The sequence below is a fragment of the Lentzea aerocolonigenes genome (assembly GCF_000955955.1).
Lineage (GTDB): Bacteria > Actinomycetota > Actinomycetes > Mycobacteriales > Pseudonocardiaceae > Lentzea > Lentzea aerocolonigenes_A.
In genome coordinates this window covers 85816-104861 of record NZ_JYJG01000042.1, presented here as the reverse complement: position 1 = coordinate 104861, position 19046 = coordinate 85816, and the positions used below count along the sequence as shown (strand labels likewise).

Sequence of the window (19046 nt, the reverse complement as noted above, 5' to 3'; positions counted from 1 at the left end):
GCCTACTGCCAACGAATTAATGACTCAGGACACTAGTTCTTCGGGTGCAGGAGGTCGCGAGCCTGCTCGGCGGCCCGCACGATGCCCTCGGAGACGAAGTCGAGGAACCGCGCGATGTTCTCGAGGCGCGTGGCGGCCGGAGTGCCTGAACCCAGGACGCCGACGCCCTGCCGCGCGGTCTCGGCGAGCTTCGTGGTGCCCGCGGCGCTGGCGATCATCGACTGGTACCAGATGTCGCCGTCGTCGACGACGTAGCGCTCGCGCCGGCGGTCGTCGCGCCTCCTGGCGATCAGGCCCTGGCTTTCGAGGTACGCCATGGCTTTGGAGATCGACGCCGGACTCACCTGCAGGCGCGCGACGAGCTCGGACGCGGTGAGGCCGCCGGAGTCGGTGGCGTAGAGGCAGGCCAGTGCCATGGCGGTCATCTTCGGCAGGCCCTGCCCCACGAAGATCCCGGCGAACGTCTCCTCGAACTCGCGCACCGCCTCCGGATCGCGGCCGTCGTCGCGGGCGGGCACCTGCCGAGCTCGCGGCGCCGCCTGCTTGCGCCGGTGCGCGCGGCGTTCGGTGGCCAGGTGGGCGATGTCGGCCTTGTAGCCCGCGGGGCCGCCGTTGCGCATCACCTCACGGGTGATCGTCGAGGTGGGGCGGTTCAGGCCTCTGGCGATCTCCGCGTAGGAGAGGTCGTCGGCGAGGCCCACGGCGATCTGGCGACGTTCCTGCTGGGTGAGTCGGCCTCCTGGCATGCGCGCAGCATAGCCTTCAGTTTCAACTCATTGCAACGAAACGAACATGATCGTTGCGTTAGATTCCAATCCGATTGCAACAATAAACACCTTCTGAGCTGCATTGATGCTGACTCTTTGCAACGAAGCTTGTTGCTGTAATCCGTGAACGCAACGTAGCTTTTCGCTCATCAGAAACGACCAGCCACAGGAGCCAGAGATGCAGAAGTTCGCCACCCCCGCCCCGATCGCCGCCGTCCTCGACATCCCCGCGGGCCTCGTCCAGCTCATCGCCTCCGACCGGGACGACACCGCCGTCGAGGTCCGTCCCGCCGACGCGTCGAAGAGCCGCGACGTGAAGGCCGCCGAGCGGACCCTCGTCGAGTTCACCGACGGCGTTCTGCGCATCAAGGGCGACAGCGGGAACCAGATCCTCGGCTCGTCCGGCACCGTCGAGGTCACGGTGCAGCTGCCCTCCGGTTCCCGCGTCGAGGCGAAGGCCGCCAGCGCCGAGTTCCGCGGCGTCGGACGGCTCGGCGACATCGCCTACGAGGCCGCGCAGAGCGACATCAAGATCGACGAAGCCGCGAGCGTCCGGCTGACCACCCAGGCCGGCGACGTCACGGTCGGCAGCCTCAGCGGTTCCGCGGAGATCAGCACGCAGAAGGGCGACATCACCGTCGGAGTCGCCGCCGGACTCTCCGCCTCCATGGACGCCGGCACCTCCTACGGCCGGATCAGCAACTCCCTCAAGAACGACGGCACCGCCGACCTGACCATCCGCGCCACCACCGCGTACGGCGACATCACCGCCCGCAGCCTCTGACCGGCACACTTCGCAGCACTGGGGAGAGACAAGTGAGCACCACCGAGAACTACCAGGCCGCAGAACAACTTCTCCGCCGTCCCGCCAGCCCTGGCGAGCTCGTCGTCGGCGACAAGGTCCGTCCACAGTGGATCGACGGTGGCGCCCGCTTCTGGTACTCCGTCCGCGACGGAGCCGACCAGCGGTTCGTACTGGTAGATCCCACCGCCGGCACTCGCGAGACCGGCTTCGACCCCACCCCGTTCCTCCCTGCGCCGGGCAACCCGCTGGAAGTGACCTCACCTGATGGCAAGGTCGCGGTGTCCCGCAGAGGACAGGACCTGTGGGCGCGGTCCGGCGAGAACGAGTGGGCGCTGACCACCGACGGCCAGCCCGACCACGGCTACGGCTACGGCCCGGACTGCATGAGCTTCCGCACGCTGATGAACAAGTTCGGCCTGCCGCACATGCCACCCGTGCTGGCCTGGTCGCCCGACTCGACCAAGGTGCTCGCCCACCGCACGGACGAGCGCAACGTCCGGCAGACGCAGCTGACCGAGGCCGCGCCCGCCACGGGTGGCGCGCCGGCGATGCGAACCCAGCGGTACGGCTACGCCGGCGACGAGCACATCCCGCTGGTGGAACTGGTCGTGCTCGACGTCGCCTCCGGCACGGTCGTGCGCGCCAGGACCGAACCGCTGATCACGCCCCAGGTCTCGCCGATCGCGACCGGCTGGGCGTGGTGGGCCCCGGACAGCTCGGCGGTGTTCTTCCTCAGCCAGACCCGCGACCAGCACACCCTCACGCTGAACCGGATGGACCCCGCCACCGGCGAGGTGACCGTCGTGCTCAGCGAAACCGGCGACACCCGCGTCGAGCCCAACCAGTGGATCTACGAGCAGGCCATCATCCGCGTGCTGGCCGACGAGGTGCTGTGGTTCTCGCAGCGCGACGGCTGGGGCCACCTCTACCGCTACGACCTGCACACCGGCGCGCTGCTCGGCCAGGTCACCTCGGGTTCGTGGCTGGTGCGGCAGATCCTGCACGTCGACGAAGCCGCACGCGTCGTCTACTTCACCGCGTCCGGCCTGGTGCCTGAAGATCCCTACCGCCGCACGGTCTGCTCGGTCGGGCTGGACGGCACCGGCTTCACCCGCGTCACGGACGACTCTCTGGACCACGTCGTCACCGTGTCGGAGAACAAGCAGTACTTCGTCGACTCGGCATCCACTGTGGACACCGCTCCGGTGACCGTGGTGCGCGACTGGTCCGGCCGCGTGCTGGTCTCGCTGGAGCACGCCGACATCACCAGGCTCGTCGCCACGGGCTGGACGGCCCCGGAACGCTTCTGCGTCAAAGCAGCAGACGGCGTCACGGACATCTACGGCGTGCTGTACCGGCCGCGCAACTTCGACTCGTCCCAGAGCTACCCGGTGGTGGACACCATCTACCCCGGACCGCAGACCAACCGGGTCGACCCGTGCTTCGACCCCGGCGGTATGGGCATGGACGCGGAACCGTTGGCAGCACTCGGTTTCGTGGTAATCGCGGTCGACGGCCGCGGCACCCTCGGGCGCAGCAAGGCCTTCCACGACGCCAGCTACGGCCACCTGGCCGACGCCGGCAGCCTGGACGACCACGTCGCCGCACTCCGGCAACTGGCTGAGTCCCGGCCGTGGATGGATCTCTCACGAGTGGGCGCGCTGGGCCACTCGGGAGGCGGTTTCGCCACCATGCGGGCACTTCTGACGCACCCCGAGACGTACCAGGCCGGAGCGTCGCTGTCCGGCTGGCACGACGCCCGCTTCTTCAACATGGGCTTCATCGAGACCTACGACGGCGCCTCGAACCCCGAGGCCTACGCCCGCTCGTCGAACGTCGACATCGCCGATCGGTTGCAGGGCAAGCTGTTGCTCGTCCACGGCGAGATGGACGACCAGGTGCACGTGGACCACACGCTGCGGCTGGCGGCTCGGCTCATCGCCGCCAACAAGGACTTCGAGATGCTCATCGTGCCGGGAGCCGAGCACATGTTCCTCGACAGCCTGTCCTACGTGCGGACGCGCTGCTGGGACTTCCTGGTCCGCTCACTGATGGGCGTGGAGCCGCCTGCTCACCGGCCCGCGCCGATCCCGATCGGGCCGGAGTTGCTCAGCGAGATTTTTTGATCTGAGTGAGGAACGCCGACCACGCATTGTCCGAGAGGGCCAGGTGCGTGGTCGGCGCCTTGCTGTCCCGGATGCCCACTCCACGACCGACCTCGACGCAGTCACTCGCAGTGCCGCTGTAGCTGCTCTTGCGCCAGGTCGTCATGGGCAGGCCCCCTCACGTCAACAAGCTGGTGATCAGCTCCTTCGATTGTTCCTCATCGAGAGCTTGGGCATCCAGCGCCTTCAGCACTTCGTCGTACACGGCGATCGAGCCCTTGTCCTCCAAGAAGAGGTTCAGGTTGTGGGTCTCCACGAAGACCACCGGCTCGAACTTCTCGAAGCCGAGCTTGGTGAACGAACCCGCAAGGCCAGCGTGCACGCCTATCGAGAGCGGTATGACTCGCACGCTGATGTACGGACGTATCGACATGCGAAGCAGGTCCTGCAGTTGGGCGATCATCAGCTCACGGCTGCCGACTTGAAAGCGCAGCGCCTGCTCATGGACGTAGAAGGTGAACTCCCGGCTCCGGTGGAAGATCGATCGCCGCGACTCTCGAGCGGCGACGATCTCCACAACCTGTTCCGGGTCAATAGTCGGAACAGCCTGCACCACTTCAAAGGAGTACGGCGGGATCTGCAAGAGGCCGGGGACGAGGTTCATGGCCCACACGAAGATCTTGGTGGCGACCTGCTCCTGGGCGATCAGGGTGCGCAGCTGGTTCGGCACGCCGTCTTCGTCGTTGAACTGGAGGAAGCCCTTCTCGCGCGTCTCCCGGTAGAGCGTGAGCAGCCGGCGGGTCTCGTCCGGCGTAACGCCGCACAGCCCGAGCAACAGCGCCACCTCGACCTCGGTGACGCCGCCCTTGCCCCTGACCACGTCGGAGAGCTTGGCCTCTTCCCAGTCGAGCCGCTCGGCAAGTCGGCGCTGGGTCATTCCGGCGGCCTGGATGGCGTCGCGTACGCCATCACCGAACGAGCGTCCCACCACGCTCGAAAATCGTTTCGGCATGCCGGAACGCTAGAAGGCAGAAGCCCTTGTCTTCCATCGTCTGGATGCGACTCGCCACGAAGGAAGTACTTCTTGGAAGGGTTCTAAATGCGCTTCGAGATCAGCGGGTAGTCGAGGACGAGACCGTTCTGGTCGACCTTGATCTTCTGCTCGAACCCGCCGCTCTTGAACCGCACCACCGAGACGTCGTCGCCGACCGACATCGTCTTGTAGGACTGCGTCACGACCTTCACCGACAGCTCGGGTAGCGAGACCCACACGACCGGGAGGTCGAACTCACCCTCCTCGCGGTGCAGGTTGAGACGCCTGATCGGGATGGTGTTGAACAGAACCGCGAACTGGACGTCAACGTCCAACGCGCCGTTGAACGTCTCCCGCTTGGCACCCTGGCCGTGGTCGACCAGCCAGGCGCCGTCCTCGGTCCTCGAGAGGGAGCACTGGCGCTCCTCCGAGACCGTGGCAGTGCGCAGCAGCAGGCGGTTGACCTGGCCGCTCTCGCCCACGGAGACCTCGAAGGAGGCGTTGAACTGCTCGTCGGGGCCGGCGGCGACCAGGCGGCCGGACGCGCGGAGGCGTTGGTCGCTGGAGAGGAGCAGGCGGACCTGCTCGAGCCTCGGCTCGTGGATGCCCTGCCAGGTGATCATTTCCGGCCTGCGGGCAGAAGGAGAGCGGGTCTCCCCGTTCGAGGTGACCCGCCCTGCGTCAGTGGCGTTAGAGGAGTTCACTCATCCACCTGGAAGGATGTCCTTGATCTTCTCGGCAACCGAGTCGACCTGCTCGTCGTGACCGAACTTGCCGCTGACGAAGTCCGCCGCGGCATCCACGCCCTTGTCGACCTGCTCGTGGTGCTCCTCAGCGAGGTCCATGGCCTTGTTCTTGATCTCGTCGAAGTTCATGTGGTGCTCCTCCGCTCCTGACGCAGGGTACCCGAGTAGGGCCCGCGTGTTGATAGCCGCGATCACGCTAACTCCGCCTGGACAAGTCGGCTCGGCGACGCGGATGATGTCCCCGCCGCCGCCTGGTCGGCCGCCGTCGCGGCCAGAACCAGGAGGACACGCCACATGACACGGCTCCTGCGTGGAGTTATGTCCGCTGTACTGCTGTTGCCGCTCGTCGTTGTCTCGTCGGCCCACGCCACAGCCGACACGCAGAGCTCCGACCTGGGCAAAGCCAAGTTCACGGTGACGAACACGGCCACGAACGTCGCTGCCCGCAGTGACCGCAGGCCCGTCGCGGGTGGGGTCTACGACCGCAGGGTCGGCAAGACCTTCATCTCGTGGGCCGGCCAGTACGAGGACAGCTACGTCCAGACGTACGACCACCGCAAGGCCACCTGGTCCGCGCCCAACCGGGTCGCGGACGGGGACAAGGACTCGCACAACTACCCGACCATGGTTCAGGCCAAGGACGGGCATCTGCTGATCTTCCGCGGCATGCACAACGTCGAGCTGCGCATGTCCCGCTCGCCCCAGGCCAACTCGGCCGACGGCGTCTGGGAAGAGACGCTGATTTCGAAGAACGCGGCCACGTACCCGATGCCGTTCGTCACGAAGGACGGCACGATCTACGTCTTCTACCGCGAGACGACCCGCGACCTCGACCACGTGACGCCCACGGACACGCGTCCGATGCTCTACGTGGTGTCCAAGGACAACGGCAAGACGTGGAAGACCTCCACGGAACTGACCGGTGACCGGTTCGCGATCGGGTCGACGTCCCGCGCGGACAACATGAACGAGATCTACATCGGTCAGCTGCGGCAGGAGGACAACGGCCGCGTGCGGATCGCGTACACGCTCGCCGGTGGTGGCACGGAAGGACATCTGCACGACCGCTACCACCGCAACATGTACTACGCGACGTTCGACCCGCGGAACCTGCACTTCTACTCGGCGGCCGGCAGGGATCTGGGCACCCAGATCGACGACGCCGACCAGGAGACGTACCTGAAGATCGCGGACACCCCGCTGACCCTGCCGAACGCGGTCAAGTCCCCGGACTACATCCAGCAGGTGGGGACGACGCTGGGCCGGCCGTTCGTGCTGTGGTTCATGGGCGACCAGGACAAGGGACCTCTGCACAACTTCATGTCCACCTGGAACGGTCGCAGCTGGGAGACCAAGGAAGTGGCACGGGGACTGCGCACCCGTGACATGGAGCAGATCGACCCGTTCACGTGGCGCGTGTACGCCACCGAGGACGGCAAGCCGAACGTGAACACCTACCTGGTGCGGTTCGGCTGCACGTGGACGCCGGAAGCCGTGATCCCGACGGCCAAGCCGGTGCAGCGCGTCGAGATCGTGGAGAACTTCCGCGACCCGGCCCGCGCGATCTTCTCCGGTGCGTCTTCCGACCGGGACGTCGCGATCGCCGACGGAGACATCAGCGTGGCGGGCATCAGCCGCAGGTAGGAAGCTCGGAACGGCAAACGCCCCCAGGACCGGCGCGGACCCTGGGGGCGTTCGTCTTAGGGGTGCTGATTACTCAGCAGCACCAGCCTTCTTGCGGCGCACGACGAACAGGGCGCCGATACCGGCACCGACGAGCGCCAGACCGCCGACGAGCGGCCACAGGATCGACGCACCGGTCGACGCGAGGTCGTCCGTGCTGCCACCCGGAGCCGGGTTGTTCGTGGTCGTGGTGGTGGTAGTGGTCGGAGTGGTGGTCGTCGTCTCCGTGGTCGTGGTGGTCGTCGGCGTGGTCGGCTTCTCGCCGACGATCCAGTCCGCCTTGGCGTCCTTGGCGACCTTGACCTTCGAGTCCTGCGCGATGACCAGCGACTGCGTCTTGTGGTTCTTGTCCTCAGCGATGAACAGGCGACCGGCCTGCAGCGTGGCCTCAGCCGAGACGTTCATCTTCGCTTCGCCCTTGGCGGCATCCGCCGGCACGTTGACGAAGAACTCCGAGACCTTGTTGCCCTCGGCCTTGGCGGTCAGCTCGGACTTGCCGGCCTTCTTCTCGACGTTGAGCGGCTTGCCCTCGGCGTCGGTGATGGTCACGCCATCAGGAAGCTCCGCCGTCAGCTTCAGCTCGTTGGCGGTCGTGGTGACCTTGAACGGGCCGATCTTCTCGCCGGCCTTGCCCGACTTCGAGGCCGGGTCGATCTCCAGCGTCGGCTTCGGCTGTTCCTTGATGTCCTGCGCCTGCTCGATCAGCTTCTTGTAGAGCTTGGTGACGTCATCCGCGTGCTGCGTCACGCCCTTGAGCTCAACACCGTCGCTGAAGTGCCAGATCGCGGCCTGCGTGGCCGTGATCGCCTCCAGCTCGTTGTAGTCACCGTCGTACAGCTTGTCGAGCTCGTTCGTGCTCTTCGTCGGGAACGAGTTGAGCAGGATCCAGAGGACCTTGCCGGCGTTGTCCCGGAACTTGGAGTCAGGGTTGGGGTGGTCGCCCCACTTGGCTTCCTTGAGTCCCTTGTTCTTGTCCAGGTTGGTCGGCAGCTCGACGCAGTAGGCGTAAGCCTTGCTGGTCTTGCCGTTCTCCTGAACCTCGAGAGGGATGAGCACGGTGCCGTACTCGCCCTTCGGCGGCGTGTGCTCCGGCAGGTTGCCGACGCCGTCCACGAAGGTGACCTCGTAGCCGTACTTCTTCTGGTTCTCGTCCTGGATGGGCTTGACGATCACGTCGGCGGACGCGGCCAGCGTCGACATGGACAAGAGGGCGGTGGCACCGAACAGCGCCGCGCCGATCCTCAACCGGGAAGCCATGGGTCTCCTTGCTCGCTGAAGTTAGCCCGATCGCGTGGGAAGTCATTCGCCCGCCGGGACGGTCGGCACGTCGAGATCGACACTGAACCGACAGGAAGCGACGGCGACACTAGCCGATCGAGTTACACCCGATGGAGTGAGGTATGAGGGACACTACAAACCGCCCGTGACCAGCGAAAAGCTACTCAGGGTGTCCACAGTGGATAGGCCTGCGATGCATTAATTTTGTCAGGTGACGTTAGATTCGTTGCCTAACAGTTATCAATTGAGACGGTTGCTACGGCTGACCTGCACCGACGGTTCAAGCGTCAGGCAACCAATTCGGTAACTTCGACCGGCCGAATGTCTCCGGGACGTAGTGAAGTGCCGCGCAGACACATCTCGCGTGGCTCCGGGCGACGCCCGGTCAGAATCCAGCGGGTGAGGCCCGCCAACTGGTAGGCGATGAGCGGCGGAACGGCGTCGCCGACGTGCCGGTAGGCGTTCCCGAGAATCGACACGTCGAACCGGAACTGCCGGGGAAAGCCCTGCAAGAGGGCCATCTCGCGGACCGTGCAGAGCCGGTGCTGCTCGGGGTGGGCATAACGGCCGTTGCCGACATGGCCGCATTCCCGCTTGATCGTTCGGGCCGGTTCGTCCCACCACATCCGGCCGTAGACGTCCGGGTGCGAACCCCAGTTCTGCTCTTCGACGATCCGGCGTTGTGCAGGATTCAACAACTTCGCGGTCTCCGGAGACCTGAGCAGATCCGCCCACGAGCCACCATTCGCGGGAATTGCACGCATTCTTTCCAGACTGCGGTCCTGAGAAAACGTCGGCGACACGTGAATGGGGTCTTCCACATCGGCCACGCCGGCCTCGATCCGGGGCAGCTTGCCGATCGCCCGGCGGACCGTGATGGCGGACGGGCGGATCACCCGGCCCGCCCACAGGTCGTCCAGCGTCAGCAGCGGCAGGCCGGCGTCCACGGCCACCATCAACGTCCGCTCTCGCAGCTGCGGCAGGCCGAACTTGGACAGCATGTGCGTGCCGCCCGCGACCGAGTAGCCGATCTTGGTCAGCTCCTCCGCGAGGCTGTCGAAGTGGTGGCGCTGCTTGCCTTTGACGAGCTCGCGGGCGTTCTCGACGAGCACGACCTTCGGGCGCAGTTCCTCGGCGTAGACCGCGATGCGGCCCACCAGCGAGTTCCGCGGGTCGTCGCGCAGGTGGTTCTGGGCGGTGATCCGGGAGAAGCCAGAGCACGGCGGGCACGCCAGCAGCACGTCGAGCTGGCCGCGGCGCAGGCCCCAGACCTCGCGCAACGCCGACGGCGACACCTTCGAGAGGTCGACCTCCAACGGGTCGACGCCGATGTTCGCGCGGTACGTGTCGTTGCAGCGCAACGAACCCAAGCGGGAAGACGGCTTGCCGATCTGGGCGTCGGCGGCACCGACGACCCGGAAGTCGCGGTGGGCGTGGAAGCCGAAGCTCATGCCGCCCGCACCCGAGAAGATGTCGGCCACCGAGAAGGACACCACGAGATCGTACGGGCGAGGCTCCGAGGCGCCTTCCCTGACATCCCGTACCTTTCCCGCCTATGGAGCTGCCGCGTGCCTGGCAACGGCCGGACCCGTTGCGTGGACTCGACAGGATTTCCTGGCCCGAGGTGTACGACGGCCGGGGTGGCGCCGGTCGGGTGCCGCGCCTGCTCCGCTCACTCATGGACCCCAGCGCCGACGTGCGCCTCGACGCGCTCAGCTCGTTGGCAGAGCGCCTGTTGACCGACGACACGGTTTCCGAGGCGTCGTTCTGCGCCGTGCCGTACCTCGTCGAGGTGGGGGCCTCGTACAAGGTCGCCGGCGACGTGCGCGACCGGGCGATCTTCCTGCTGGCCGCCATGGCGTTGGCGGGCAAGGGCTTCACCGAGGACGGCCGCCGCACGCACCGCCGCTGGAACGCGCTCGGCCGCGAGCTCCCCCGCACGGCACCCGATTGGCTGACGCAGACCCGGCACGCGGTCGCCCAGGGCGCCCCGAAGATCTTCGAGGCGCTGGCGTCCGAACGGGTGGCGTGCCTCGTCGCGCTCGCCTGCGCGGTGCCGGAGAAGCTGCCCGCGTTCGTCGTGGGGCTGATGCAGGACATGGCCGAGCTGCCGAACGAGGAGATGCTCTCCGACGCGGCCGAGATCGCCGTGGCGCTGCTGAAGCGGTCGCCCGAGTTACTCGGGGTGGACCTGCCGCGGCCGAAGGTGCTCGGCGAAGGGCTGGTGCGGCCGGCGCACCAGCCTCGTGAGGTCGCCGCGGCGTTGATGGGCTACCGGTTCGCCCTCATCTCCGCGTACGGCGATGAGGGCGCCTGGTGAGTCCTAAGCGATGACCGCTTCCTCGATGAACTCCTGCTCAGCCTGAGCCTCGTCCTCGACGGCGATCGCGGGCTCCAGGGCACCGAGGCCCGTCCCCCACTCCTGGTCGGCCAGCGCGAACGCCGCCACGGTCAACGCCGCCACGGGCGCGCCGATGGGCATGTTCTCGCGGTGCAGGTCGAGATCGAGGCGGCCACCGATCGGCGACGGGCTGAGCCGCAGCGTCGCGTGCGCGGGCTCCTCCGGGTGCGCCAGCCGGCACGCCCAGCCGGTGAAGATCACCCGCCGCTCGTCGACCTCGGTCGGCTGCACGGCACGGACGTTGGCGCCCACCGCACCCGAGCGGATGTTGTCCGCGGCCTGCAGCACGAGCTCCTCGAACTGCATGGAGGAGATGCCGAGGTCCCAGCCCGCGACCAGGGCGACCTGAACGAGGGCGAGCGGCAGCGACGGAACGGCGTCCTCGAAGCAGACCATCGCGCCGCCGTAGCGGGTGTTGATCTCGGTCGGCAGGAAGCCGTCCTCGGTCGCGATGCCGTCCAGCGTGAACGTGCCGCGGTAGCCGACGGTCTCGCGCAGGTGCTCGCCGACGCGGCGGGCCAGGTTGCGCATCTCGTCGCGGATCCACACGGGCGGGTCGTAGTACGACGCGCAGCCCGCGTAGAGGAACTTGGCCTGGCCCTGGCGGCGCGGCACGACCATCTCGATCGGACGCAGCACCGCGGTGCCGTCGGGGAACACGATGCCGTGCACGCTCACCGGAATGCCTTCCAGGAACGGCATCACGCGCACCTGGTCGCACTTGGGGGCGAGCACCTCGAAGGCTTCCTTGGCCTCCTCGTACGTCCGCACGCGGCGCACGAAGTTGGCACCGCCGTTGATCGCGGGGCCGTCACCCGACCAGACGACGCCGGCGCCGCGGTCGAGGATCTCCGAGGCGCCCCAGAGGCGTTCGAAGTCGAGGTCGAACACCATCGCGGGCGCGCGACGGGCCGACAGCTCGTCCCACAGCGCGTCGATGGTGGTCTTGTTCTCCAGCTCGACCCACTTGTGCTGGCGCGCGTTGAGCACGGGACGGCCCTGGAAGGTGCCGATCTCGTTGTAGGGCGTGCTGATCACGACGGCTTCGGCGTCGGGGTCGAAGTCCCTGAGGATCGACCGGACCTCTGCCGAGGGCTTGGTCAGCAGCTTGCCGAGGCGGCGCTGTTCGACGGCGACGAAGCCGCCCTTGATGCCCAGCGAGACCCACCTGGCGATCACCGAATCATGCAGCGGGGCATGATCGTCGGTATCCAGCACGAGCGTATGGCGAGCACCGAGCGCATGAAGCTCATGCGCGCGTTTCGCCAAACGAGTGCCGCCGGCCAGCACGACCAGCCGGTCACCGAACAATCCGCCCAAGCGCTCGTTGAGCGCCGCGAAGACATGATCCATCGCCGAGAACCCGCTTTGAGAGAAGCAGAAGGATGCGACCGGCGATCGCCGGGTGACGCGTAGCGTAGAGCCACCCGGTATGTGTGTCGAAGCACGGTCCGGCAACGGCCGGATGAATCTTGCGGCGGGCCCGCGGGGGCGGGCCTCACGGCAAGTGGATCAGTCTCTGAACTGAGTGCGCCCTAGACGCGAGCCGCGTCCCGAAGGACCTGGTCAACGCGGTTGAGGAAGCTGCGCTTGGGGTTGATCGCCGGCAGCGGCTGGGTGAGTTCTGCGGTCACGGGCTGGACAGTGGGTGCGGCTCCCACGATCTCGGCCACGTTGCGCAGGAACTCCTGCCGCTTGAACTCGTGCACGGCTACGTCGTGCAGAAGTCCAGCGATGCTCGTGTGCACAGCGCGATGGGGGTAACTCACTCGTGTGTTATCGGCGCAGTGCGCGTCGACCTTTAGGGTCAACTTGTGCGAGTTCTGGTGACCGGCGCCACTGGGTACGTAGGCCGTGCCGTGGTGCGTGAGCTGCGGGTTCACGGGCATGAACCTGTCCTGTCCCGTCAACGCCTCTCGGAGCCGTTCGGGTCAATCGACGCCGACGCGGTCATCCACCTGGCCGGTGTCGCGCGCGTGCGGGAGTCGTTCGAAGATCCACTTTCGTACTACGCGACGAACGTGGGCGGAACGCTGAACCTGCTGAAAGCGTTGGAGGGGCAGCGATTCCTGCTCGCGTCGACTGCCGGGGTGTACCGGCCGTCGGACTCCCCGCTGACCGAGTCGTCGGTCCGGGAACCCTCTTCGCCGTACGCGGCTTCCAAGGCCGCCGCCGAGGACCTGGTGGCGTGGGCGGCGCGGTCCGGGCGGATCGGGGCGACCACGCTGCGTTTGTTCAACGTCGCTGGGGGTGGTGACACGGACACCAGTCGGGTGATCACCCGTGCGGTGGCTGCAGCCGCTGGAGCCGTTGACGGGATGGACGTCTACGGCGACGGGTCGGCCGTGCGCGATTTCGTGCATGTGCGGGACGTTGCCGCTGCGTTCGTCGTGGCGCTGGAGGCGTGCACTCCCGGTGAGTCCGCGGTCTACAACGTCGGGGCCACGCCTGCGTCCATCCGGGACGTTCTGGAGGCTGTCGCCGGTGTTTCGGGACGGCCGGTGAACGTGACCTGGAAGCCCGCGCATCCCGGCGAGGTGCGCTCGCAGCGGGCGGACGTGTCGCGGTTGCGGGCGTTGGGCTGGCAGCCCTCCCACTCCGCGCTGGCCGACATCGTCAAGGACCAGTGGAGCGCTTCGGCACCGGAACCCGGTCCAGGTCCTTCGCGATGACGATCTCGCCGTCGAACTCCGCCGCCGCTTCGGCGTGGAACTCGGCCGGGTCCTCGTAGCGCTGGGAGAAGTGGGTCAGGACGAGCTTGCGCACCCGGCAGTCGCGGGCGACACGGGCGGCCTGCTGGGCGGTGAGGTGGCCGTGGTCGCCCGCGAGCTTGGTGTCGCGGGCGAGGTAGGTCGACTCGATCACCAGCATGTCGGCCTGGTCGGCGAGCTCGTAGACGTTGTCGCACAGGCGCGTGTCCATGACGAACGCGAACTTCTGGCCCTTGCGGGGTTCGCTGACGTCTTCGAGCCTGATGCCGTTGAGCTCGCCCTTTTCCTGCAGCGTGCGGACCTGCGGGCCCTGGATGCCGTGCTCCTCGAGCTTGTCCGGGAGCATGCGGTGGCCGTCTGGTTCGGTCAGCCGGTAGCCGAAGCTGTCGATGCCGTGGTCGAGCTCGTAGGCCTCGAGCGTGCCGAACTTGCCCTGCGCCAGCCGGCCGTCTCCGGTGATGGGCTCTTCCTTGATGTCCGCGGCGTCGTAGAAGGCGCTGGCGTAGCGGAGGCGCTCGAAGAAGTGGGAGCCGCTGCTCGGGAAGTGGGCGTGCACGGTGTGCGGGACCCGGTCCAGTGAGATTCTCTGGACGATTCCGGGGACGCCCAGGCAGTGGTCGCCGTGGAAGTGCGTGATGCAGATCCTGGTGATGTCGCTCGCAGCGGCGCCTGATCGCAGCAGCTGCCGCTGGGAACCGTCGCCAGGGTCGAACAGGAAGCCCTCGCCGTCCCACCTCAGCAGATAGCCGTTGTGGTTGCGCTGGCGCGTGGGAACCTGGCTGGCTGTTCCCAGGACGATCAGTTCCCGGACTGTCACACCCTGACGTTAACGTCTGTCCCATGCAGAGCGTGGAAGTGGCGTCGACGTGGCCTGTCCCGAACGTCGCGGTGGCCGTGGTGTCCTCTGGTGCCGTGGTGGGCTCGCTGGGCGACCAGCAACGCGTGTTCCCGCTGGCGTCGGTCACGAAGCTGCTGACCGCCTACGCGGTGCTGGTGGCCGTGGAGGAGGGGGCGGTCGAGTGGGACCAGCCTGCGGGTCCTGAGGGCTCGACCGTTCGGCATCTGATCTCGCACACCGCCGGGTACGCGTTCGACAAGGCCGAGGTGCAGGCGGCGCCCGGTACTCGTCGGATCTACTCCAACGCCGGGTTCGACGTGCTGGCTTCCTTCGTTTCGGACGCCTGCGACATGCCGTTCGCCACTTATCTGCACGAGGCTGTTTTCGCGCCTTTGGGGATGAGTTCCACGGCTCTGGTGGGCTCTGCCGGGGCGGGCGCCGAGTCCTGCGCCGCGGATTTGGCTGCTTTTGCCGCTGAACTGTTGTCGCCGAAGCTCGTTTCCGTCGAGCTGGTCACCGAGGCGACTTCGGTCGTGTTTCCCGGGCTGAACGGCGTTCTGCCTGGTTACGGGATGCAGAAGCCGAACGACTGGGGGCTCGGGTTCGAAATCCGCGACGGCAAGTCGCCGCACTGGACCGGCCTCGGTTTCTCGCCGCGGACTTTCGGCCACTTCGGGCAGTCCGGCACTTTCCTGTGGGTGGATCCATCCATTTCCGCAGCCTGTGTCGCGTTGACGGATCTGCGTTTCGGGCCGTGGGCGGTCGAGGCGTGGACGCCGTTCTCCGACGGCGTCCGCGCGGAGCTAGTCGGCCAGCCGCAGGGCTAGCTGCCGGAGGATCTCCTTCACGTCGGCGTCCTCGCAGTCGTTCTCGTACGCCTGCGCAACGCCGCGGAAGGCGTACAGCAGCCCCGCGGTGAACCAGCCGAACTGCCCGAGCACCTGGTCCATGGCCTGCTTGAGGGCCTGCGCGCCGGCCTCGTTCAGGTCGCCGTCGACCTTGACCTCGTAGCTGAACACGCCTTCCTGCAACGACTTGAGGGCAGTGCGCAGGTAGTCGCCGGACTCGTCGGCGTCGTAGGTGAGCGTCAGGACGCCGAGCGCCCGCTGCATGATCTCCCGCTGGTCCACGCCGCCACTCTGCCCGCTGCTCAGGCGTGCGTCACCTTCCGACACCCCAACGCACCCACGCCGGGTCCTCGAGCTCGATCCGTTCCTCGAAGGCCTCGGCGATCGCGTCGACGTCCCACTCGTCGTTCTCGATGACCGGCTCCTTGGGGCTCGTCTGCCCCATCACGTGCAACCGCCCGTTGGCGAACCGGATCAGCTGCCCGGTGATCTTGGCGGCTCGGTCGCTGAGCAGGTACGTGACCAGCGGCGCGATCGTCTCGGGCGGCCCGCTCGGGACGGCTTTGGAGTCGGCCGCGGCCATGCGGGTCCAGGCGATCGGGCAGACGGCGTTGACCCGGATGCCCTTGTCGTGGAGCTCGGCCGCCGCTCCGGCCGTGATGCTGGCGACGGCCCCTTTGGAGGCGCTGTACGTGAGGGCGGTCGGCTGACCCACCATCGCCACCGAACCGAGGTTGACGATCGACCCGCGGCGCATGCTCTGGACGGCCGCGTTGGTGCAGTACAGCGTGCCGAGGACGTTGATCTCGATCAGCTCGCGCATTCGCTTCGGGTCGTCCTGGCCGATGGCGGCCTGGTATCTGATGCCGGCGTTGTTGACGAGTCCGTCGATCCTGCCGAACGCCGCCGTGCACGTGTCGATCATGGCCTGCGCCTGGTCGGGATCCGTGACGCTGCCGGCGCTGACGACCGCCTTGCCACCCATGAGGGTGATGAGCTCGGCGACCTGCCCGGCGAGCGGCTCGTCGACGTCGTTGATCACCACGGCGGCTCCGGAGGCGGCGGCGTGGGTGGCGAACGCCCGACCCAAACCCTGCCCGGCACCGGTGATGACCACGGCCTTGCCCGCCAGAATTGCCATACCCCGAGTGTGGCCAAGTGCCATCACCGAGTGGTCATTCACGTCGACGAATGGCCTTTGCCCGCGCCGAACGGTGTACGTCGAACGACGACCGGTTCAAACCTCTTTTCGCAGATCAACCACTGTGGAATCGATTGCGTCCGGTCTTTGTCGGCAGTAGAAAAATGAGAGGCGTTCGACAGTTCCCGGATGGCATCGTGCTGATCGTGCTGCAAGTGACCAAGGGCGACGCGACGAGCCCCCAGGCCAAGGGGCCGAAGATCATCGCGCACGTCTGCAACGACCTCGGCGGGTGGGGCAAGGGGTTCGTGCTGGCCGTGTCGAAGCGGTGGCCGGAGCCGGAGCGCGCCTACCGCGCCTGGCACCGGGAGCGGGCGCGCAACGACTTCGGGCTCGGGGCCGTGCAGCTGGTGCAGGTCCGGCCGGACATCTGGGTCGCGAACATGGTGGGGCAACGCGGTACGCGCACGGGCAGCAAAGGGCCGCCCGTGCGGTACGAGGCGATCTCTCAGTGCCTGGACACTTTGACCGCGCACGCGGTACGGCTTGGCGCGAGCGTGCACATGCCGCGCATCGGCTGCGGTCTGGCCGGTGGGCGGTGGGAGCTGATCGAGCCGCTCATAGCGGAAACCCTGCTGGCGCAAGGCGTTCCGACCACGGTGTACGACTTCGACTAGGGCCGCGGCCTGGTCGTGAACTGGTCGCACGTGTTCTTGGTGTGGCAGATGGCGATCTCGACCTTGGTCACGCCGCCGGGCCTGTTCGTGTCGCCCATGCCGAGCTCGAAGCGCCTCGGCGACCTGAGCACGGGGTTGGTGCTGGCGTCATCGGTGTAACGCGACTCCTGGGCGCCGATCTGCGTGCTGCCGGCGAACACCCGGAACCGGACCTCGGTCCAGCCGGCGCCCTCGTCGATCACATAGCCGCTGATCGTGACGGTGCGGTTGTGCCAGGTGATGGTCCCCTTGGTGTAGTCGTACCCGTCACCGGTCTCGAACTCGGTCGAGGGGTCGGCCTGAGCCGAAGCGGGGGCCAGGACGGCGAGGGCTGCGGCGGCAAGGGTTCCGGCAGCGATCTTCTTGAAGGTCACGAGAGATGCACGCTACTGCCCGCTTCCAGGTTGCCAGAAGGCTCCGGCGCCAAGATCACAGGAAGCTCCCGGAACCCGGACACCATGTAGGAGCGGCGGCGCCTGGGGTCCTCGGCGGGAACCACGCCGGCGTACCGGGGAAAGCGGCTCAGCAGCTCACGCAGCGCGATCTCCCCCTCCATGCGGGCAAGCGGCGCGCCGATGCAGTAGTGGATCCCGTGACCGAACGCCAGGTGGCCGGCACCGCGCCCCAGGTCCACGTCGTCGGGCTGCTCGAACCGCTCCGGATCCCGGTTCGCGCCGGCCAGCGACACGAGGAGGATCTCTCCTGCCGGAACCTCGACATCGCCGAACGTGATCGGCGCCGCCGTGTACCGCGTGGTGCCGATCGACAGCGGGCTGGTCAGCCGCAGCAGCTCCTCCACCGCCTTCGGCACCAGGTCCGGATCAGCCACCAGGCGTTCGCGCGTTTCGTGGTCGCGCGACAACAACTCGGCGCTGGACCCGATCAGGTTCACCGTGGTCTCGTGGCCTGCCACCACCAGCAGGATCGCCGTGCTGAGCACCTCGGCCTCGGTGAGCTGATCTCCGTCGTCACTGGCCCTGGTCAACGCCGAAAGCAGATCGTCACCCGGCTCGGCGCGCTTGCGCTGGATCAGCTCGCTGAAGCACGCCGTCATCCGGCGCGAAGCCACGATGCCCTCTTCCGGCGCCACCTCGCCCATCATCGCCTGCGACCAGTCCCGCATCGGCTCGCGGAACTCCTCCGGCACACCCAGCAGGTCGCAGATGACGATCATCGGCAGCCGGAAGGCGAACGTGGCGATCTGCTCGATCCGCGGCCGCAAAGCCTCCATCCGCTTCGCCGTGAAGTCGCGCGCGAGCAGCTTCCGCAACCGGGTGTGGTCCGGTGGGTCCATCACCAGCATGTTCCCGGAGAAGAACGCCGAGAGCTCAGCCTGACCACCGGCCTGCTCGAGCTTGCTCAGCATGATCGCCGACAGTTCCGCAGACGACTTGCGCACCCGGTCGTCGGTCAACGCGACCTTCACGTCGTCATGCGAAGTCACGACCCACACCGGCAGTTTGTTCGGCAGCACGGCCTGATGGACTCGTCCGAGCTCGCGAACCGCGTGCAGCGTCGCCGCCGGATCCCTGAAGTACTGCTTGCTGAACAGCATGCCTGCGGACACCGCGACCCCCAGCTCTCCCGGCAGCGTCAATCCCTCACGCAAAAGGGCCCCGTCTGCGTTTCCGCGGACGGGGCCCTTTTGGTCTGGTGCGCTCGGCAGGATTCGAACCTGCAACCTTCTGATCCGTAGTCAGATGCTCTATCCGTTGAGCTACGAGCGCAGATCTTTAATTGTAACCGATCCTCTAGAGGCTCGGCCTTGCGGAGGCTCCGGGATTTGAACCCGGGATGGGGGGTTACCCCAAACCGCATTAGCAGTGCGGCGCCATAGACCAGACTAGGCGAAGCCTCCCGGGACCATCCTTGGCCACGACGCATAGGTTACACAGGTCCTCAACCGAGTTGCAAAACGCCCCCCTCCAAGCCCTGAACGCGCTGGTCAGAGCACACGCAGAAGCCTTGAGAGGG

General features: G+C 67.1%; 22 protein-coding genes and 2 tRNA genes. 8 read left to right on the top strand and 16 right to left on the bottom strand.

Features of this window, described 5'->3' with window-relative positions; translation table 11 throughout:
- Nucleotides 1-32: 32 nt before the first annotated feature.
- Nucleotides 33-746: a GbsR/MarR family transcriptional regulator gene (locus tag UK23_RS08250; RefSeq protein ID WP_045310784.1), complete on the bottom strand. Its 714-nt coding sequence runs from the start codon at nucleotides 744-746 to the stop codon at nucleotides 33-35.
- A 199-nt stretch (nucleotides 747-945) separates the two neighbouring features.
- Between UK23_RS08250 and UK23_RS08245 the strand changes: the two genes are divergently transcribed.
- The gene (locus UK23_RS08245) at nucleotides 946-1551 is read left to right on the top strand and encodes a DUF4097 family beta strand repeat-containing protein (RefSeq protein ID WP_045310783.1); all 606 of its coding nucleotides are present in this window, start codon (nucleotides 946-948) and stop codon (nucleotides 1549-1551) included.
- Between the two features lie 32 nt (nucleotides 1552-1583).
- Nucleotides 1584-3698 (top strand): S9 family peptidase, encoded by a 2115-nt coding sequence (locus UK23_RS08240; protein WP_045310782.1) that lies wholly within the window; start codon nucleotides 1584-1586, stop codon nucleotides 3696-3698.
- Here the strand turns inward: UK23_RS08240 and UK23_RS50040 are convergent.
- From UK23_RS50040 to UK23_RS50035, 4 genes are all read right to left on the bottom strand, one after another.
- Nucleotides 3682-3843 carry a DUF397 domain-containing protein gene (locus UK23_RS50040; RefSeq protein ID WP_082114499.1) on the bottom strand — a complete coding sequence of 54 codons (162 nt, stop codon included), beginning with the start codon at nucleotides 3841-3843 and terminating at the stop codon, nucleotides 3682-3684. The genes UK23_RS08240 and UK23_RS50040 overlap by 17 nt on opposite strands.
- 12 nt (nucleotides 3844-3855) lie before the next feature.
- Nucleotides 3856-4689: a helix-turn-helix domain-containing protein gene (locus UK23_RS48380; protein WP_082114498.1), complete on the bottom strand. Its 834-nt coding sequence runs from the start codon at nucleotides 4687-4689 to the stop codon at nucleotides 3856-3858.
- Between the two features lie 83 nt (nucleotides 4690-4772).
- On the bottom strand, nucleotides 4773-5414 hold the full coding sequence (locus tag UK23_RS08230) for a putative glycolipid-binding domain-containing protein (protein WP_052684460.1): 642 nt from the start codon (nucleotides 5412-5414) through the stop codon (nucleotides 4773-4775).
- Nucleotides 5415-5585, bottom strand: a complete 171-nt coding sequence (locus tag UK23_RS50035; RefSeq protein ID WP_082114497.1) for an antitoxin — start codon at nucleotides 5583-5585, stop codon at nucleotides 5415-5417.
- 165 nt (nucleotides 5586-5750) lie between these two features.
- On the opposite strand from UK23_RS50035, the gene UK23_RS08225 reads away from it, so the two are divergent.
- Nucleotides 5751-7100, top strand: coding sequence for a BNR-4 repeat-containing protein (locus UK23_RS08225; RefSeq protein WP_156212944.1), 1350 nt, complete (start codon nucleotides 5751-5753; stop codon nucleotides 7098-7100).
- A 69-nt stretch (nucleotides 7101-7169) separates the two neighbouring features.
- On the opposite strand, the gene UK23_RS08220 is transcribed toward UK23_RS08225, so the two are convergent.
- Both UK23_RS08220 and UK23_RS08215 read right to left on the bottom strand, forming a co-directional pair.
- Nucleotides 7170-8396, bottom strand: coding sequence for a thioester domain-containing protein (locus UK23_RS08220; protein ID WP_045310780.1), 1227 nt, complete (start codon nucleotides 8394-8396; stop codon nucleotides 7170-7172).
- A 308-nt stretch (nucleotides 8397-8704) separates the two neighbouring features.
- Nucleotides 8705-9910: a DNA cytosine methyltransferase gene (locus UK23_RS08215; protein ID WP_231114422.1), complete on the bottom strand. Its 1206-nt coding sequence runs from the start codon at nucleotides 9908-9910 to the stop codon at nucleotides 8705-8707.
- 62 nt (nucleotides 9911-9972) lie between these two features.
- Between UK23_RS08215 and UK23_RS08210 the strand changes: the two genes are divergently transcribed.
- Nucleotides 9973-10737 (top strand): hypothetical protein, encoded by a 765-nt coding sequence (locus UK23_RS08210; protein WP_045310779.1) that lies wholly within the window; start codon nucleotides 9973-9975, stop codon nucleotides 10735-10737.
- A gap of 3 nt (nucleotides 10738-10740) precedes the next feature.
- Here UK23_RS08210 and UK23_RS08205 read toward each other — a convergent pair whose 3' ends face one another.
- The gene (locus UK23_RS08205; protein WP_231114421.1) at nucleotides 10741-11997 is read right to left on the bottom strand and encodes an ATP-grasp domain-containing protein; all 1257 of its coding nucleotides are present in this window, start codon (nucleotides 11995-11997) and stop codon (nucleotides 10741-10743) included.
- Nucleotides 11998-12015: 18 nt separating this feature from the next.
- On the opposite strand from UK23_RS08205, the gene UK23_RS53630 reads away from it, so the two are divergent.
- Entirely contained in the window at nucleotides 12016-12234 is a 219-nt protein-coding gene (locus UK23_RS53630) for a hypothetical protein (protein WP_231114420.1), read from the top strand.
- A gap of 119 nt (nucleotides 12235-12353) precedes the next feature.
- Here the strand turns inward: UK23_RS53630 and UK23_RS08200 are convergent, their stop codons facing one another.
- On the bottom strand, nucleotides 12354-12566 hold the full coding sequence (locus tag UK23_RS08200; protein ID WP_045310777.1) for a hypothetical protein: 213 nt from the start codon (nucleotides 12564-12566) through the stop codon (nucleotides 12354-12356).
- A gap of 66 nt (nucleotides 12567-12632) precedes the next feature.
- Here UK23_RS08200 and UK23_RS08195 point away from each other — a divergent pair, with 66 nt between their 5' ends.
- The gene (locus UK23_RS08195) at nucleotides 12633-13490 is read left to right on the top strand and encodes an NAD-dependent epimerase/dehydratase family protein (RefSeq protein WP_052684459.1); all 858 of its coding nucleotides are present in this window, start codon (nucleotides 12633-12635) and stop codon (nucleotides 13488-13490) included.
- On the opposite strand, the gene UK23_RS08190 is transcribed toward UK23_RS08195, so the two are convergent.
- Complete coding sequence (locus tag UK23_RS08190; protein ID WP_045310776.1) at nucleotides 13435-14346, bottom strand: ribonuclease Z; 912 nt, start codon at nucleotides 14344-14346, stop codon at nucleotides 13435-13437. The genes UK23_RS08195 and UK23_RS08190 overlap by 56 nt on opposite strands.
- 23 nt (nucleotides 14347-14369) lie before the next feature.
- Between UK23_RS08190 and UK23_RS08185 the strand changes: the two genes are divergently transcribed.
- Entirely contained in the window at nucleotides 14370-15194 is an 825-nt protein-coding gene (locus UK23_RS08185) for a serine hydrolase domain-containing protein (protein WP_045310775.1), read from the top strand.
- Here UK23_RS08185 and UK23_RS08180 read toward each other — a convergent pair.
- On the bottom strand, nucleotides 15171-15497 hold the full coding sequence (locus tag UK23_RS08180; protein ID WP_156212940.1) for a hypothetical protein: 327 nt from the start codon (nucleotides 15495-15497) through the stop codon (nucleotides 15171-15173). The genes UK23_RS08185 and UK23_RS08180 overlap by 24 nt on opposite strands.
- A gap of 31 nt (nucleotides 15498-15528) precedes the next feature.
- On the bottom strand, nucleotides 15529-16356 hold the full coding sequence (locus UK23_RS08175) for an SDR family NAD(P)-dependent oxidoreductase (RefSeq protein ID WP_045310773.1): 828 nt from the start codon (nucleotides 16354-16356) through the stop codon (nucleotides 15529-15531).
- Between the two features lie 206 nt (nucleotides 16357-16562).
- Here UK23_RS08175 and UK23_RS08170 point away from each other — a divergent pair, with 206 nt between their 5' ends.
- Nucleotides 16563-17033, top strand: a complete 471-nt coding sequence (locus tag UK23_RS08170) for a macro domain-containing protein (protein WP_231114419.1) — start codon at nucleotides 16563-16565, stop codon at nucleotides 17031-17033.
- Here the strand turns inward: UK23_RS08170 and UK23_RS08165 are convergent.
- The 4 genes from UK23_RS08165 to UK23_RS08150 all read right to left on the bottom strand — a co-directional run bounded on the left by UK23_RS08165 (nucleotide 17030) and on the right by UK23_RS08150 (nucleotide 18930).
- Complete coding sequence (locus UK23_RS08165; protein ID WP_045310771.1) at nucleotides 17030-17446, bottom strand: hypothetical protein; 417 nt, start codon at nucleotides 17444-17446, stop codon at nucleotides 17030-17032. The two genes, UK23_RS08170 and UK23_RS08165, sit on opposite strands and share 4 nt — an antisense overlap.
- Nucleotides 17443-18669, bottom strand: coding sequence for a cytochrome P450 family protein (locus UK23_RS08160; RefSeq protein WP_052684458.1), 1227 nt, complete (start codon nucleotides 18667-18669; stop codon nucleotides 17443-17445). Before UK23_RS08160 ends, UK23_RS08165 begins: the two co-directional genes overlap by 4 nt.
- Before the next feature lie 54 nt (nucleotides 18670-18723).
- Nucleotides 18724-18799 (bottom strand) — tRNA-Arg (locus tag UK23_RS08155).
- 41 nt (nucleotides 18800-18840) lie between these two features.
- A tRNA-Ser gene (locus tag UK23_RS08150) sits at nucleotides 18841-18930 on the bottom strand.
- Nucleotides 18931-19046: the final 116 nt, after the last annotated feature.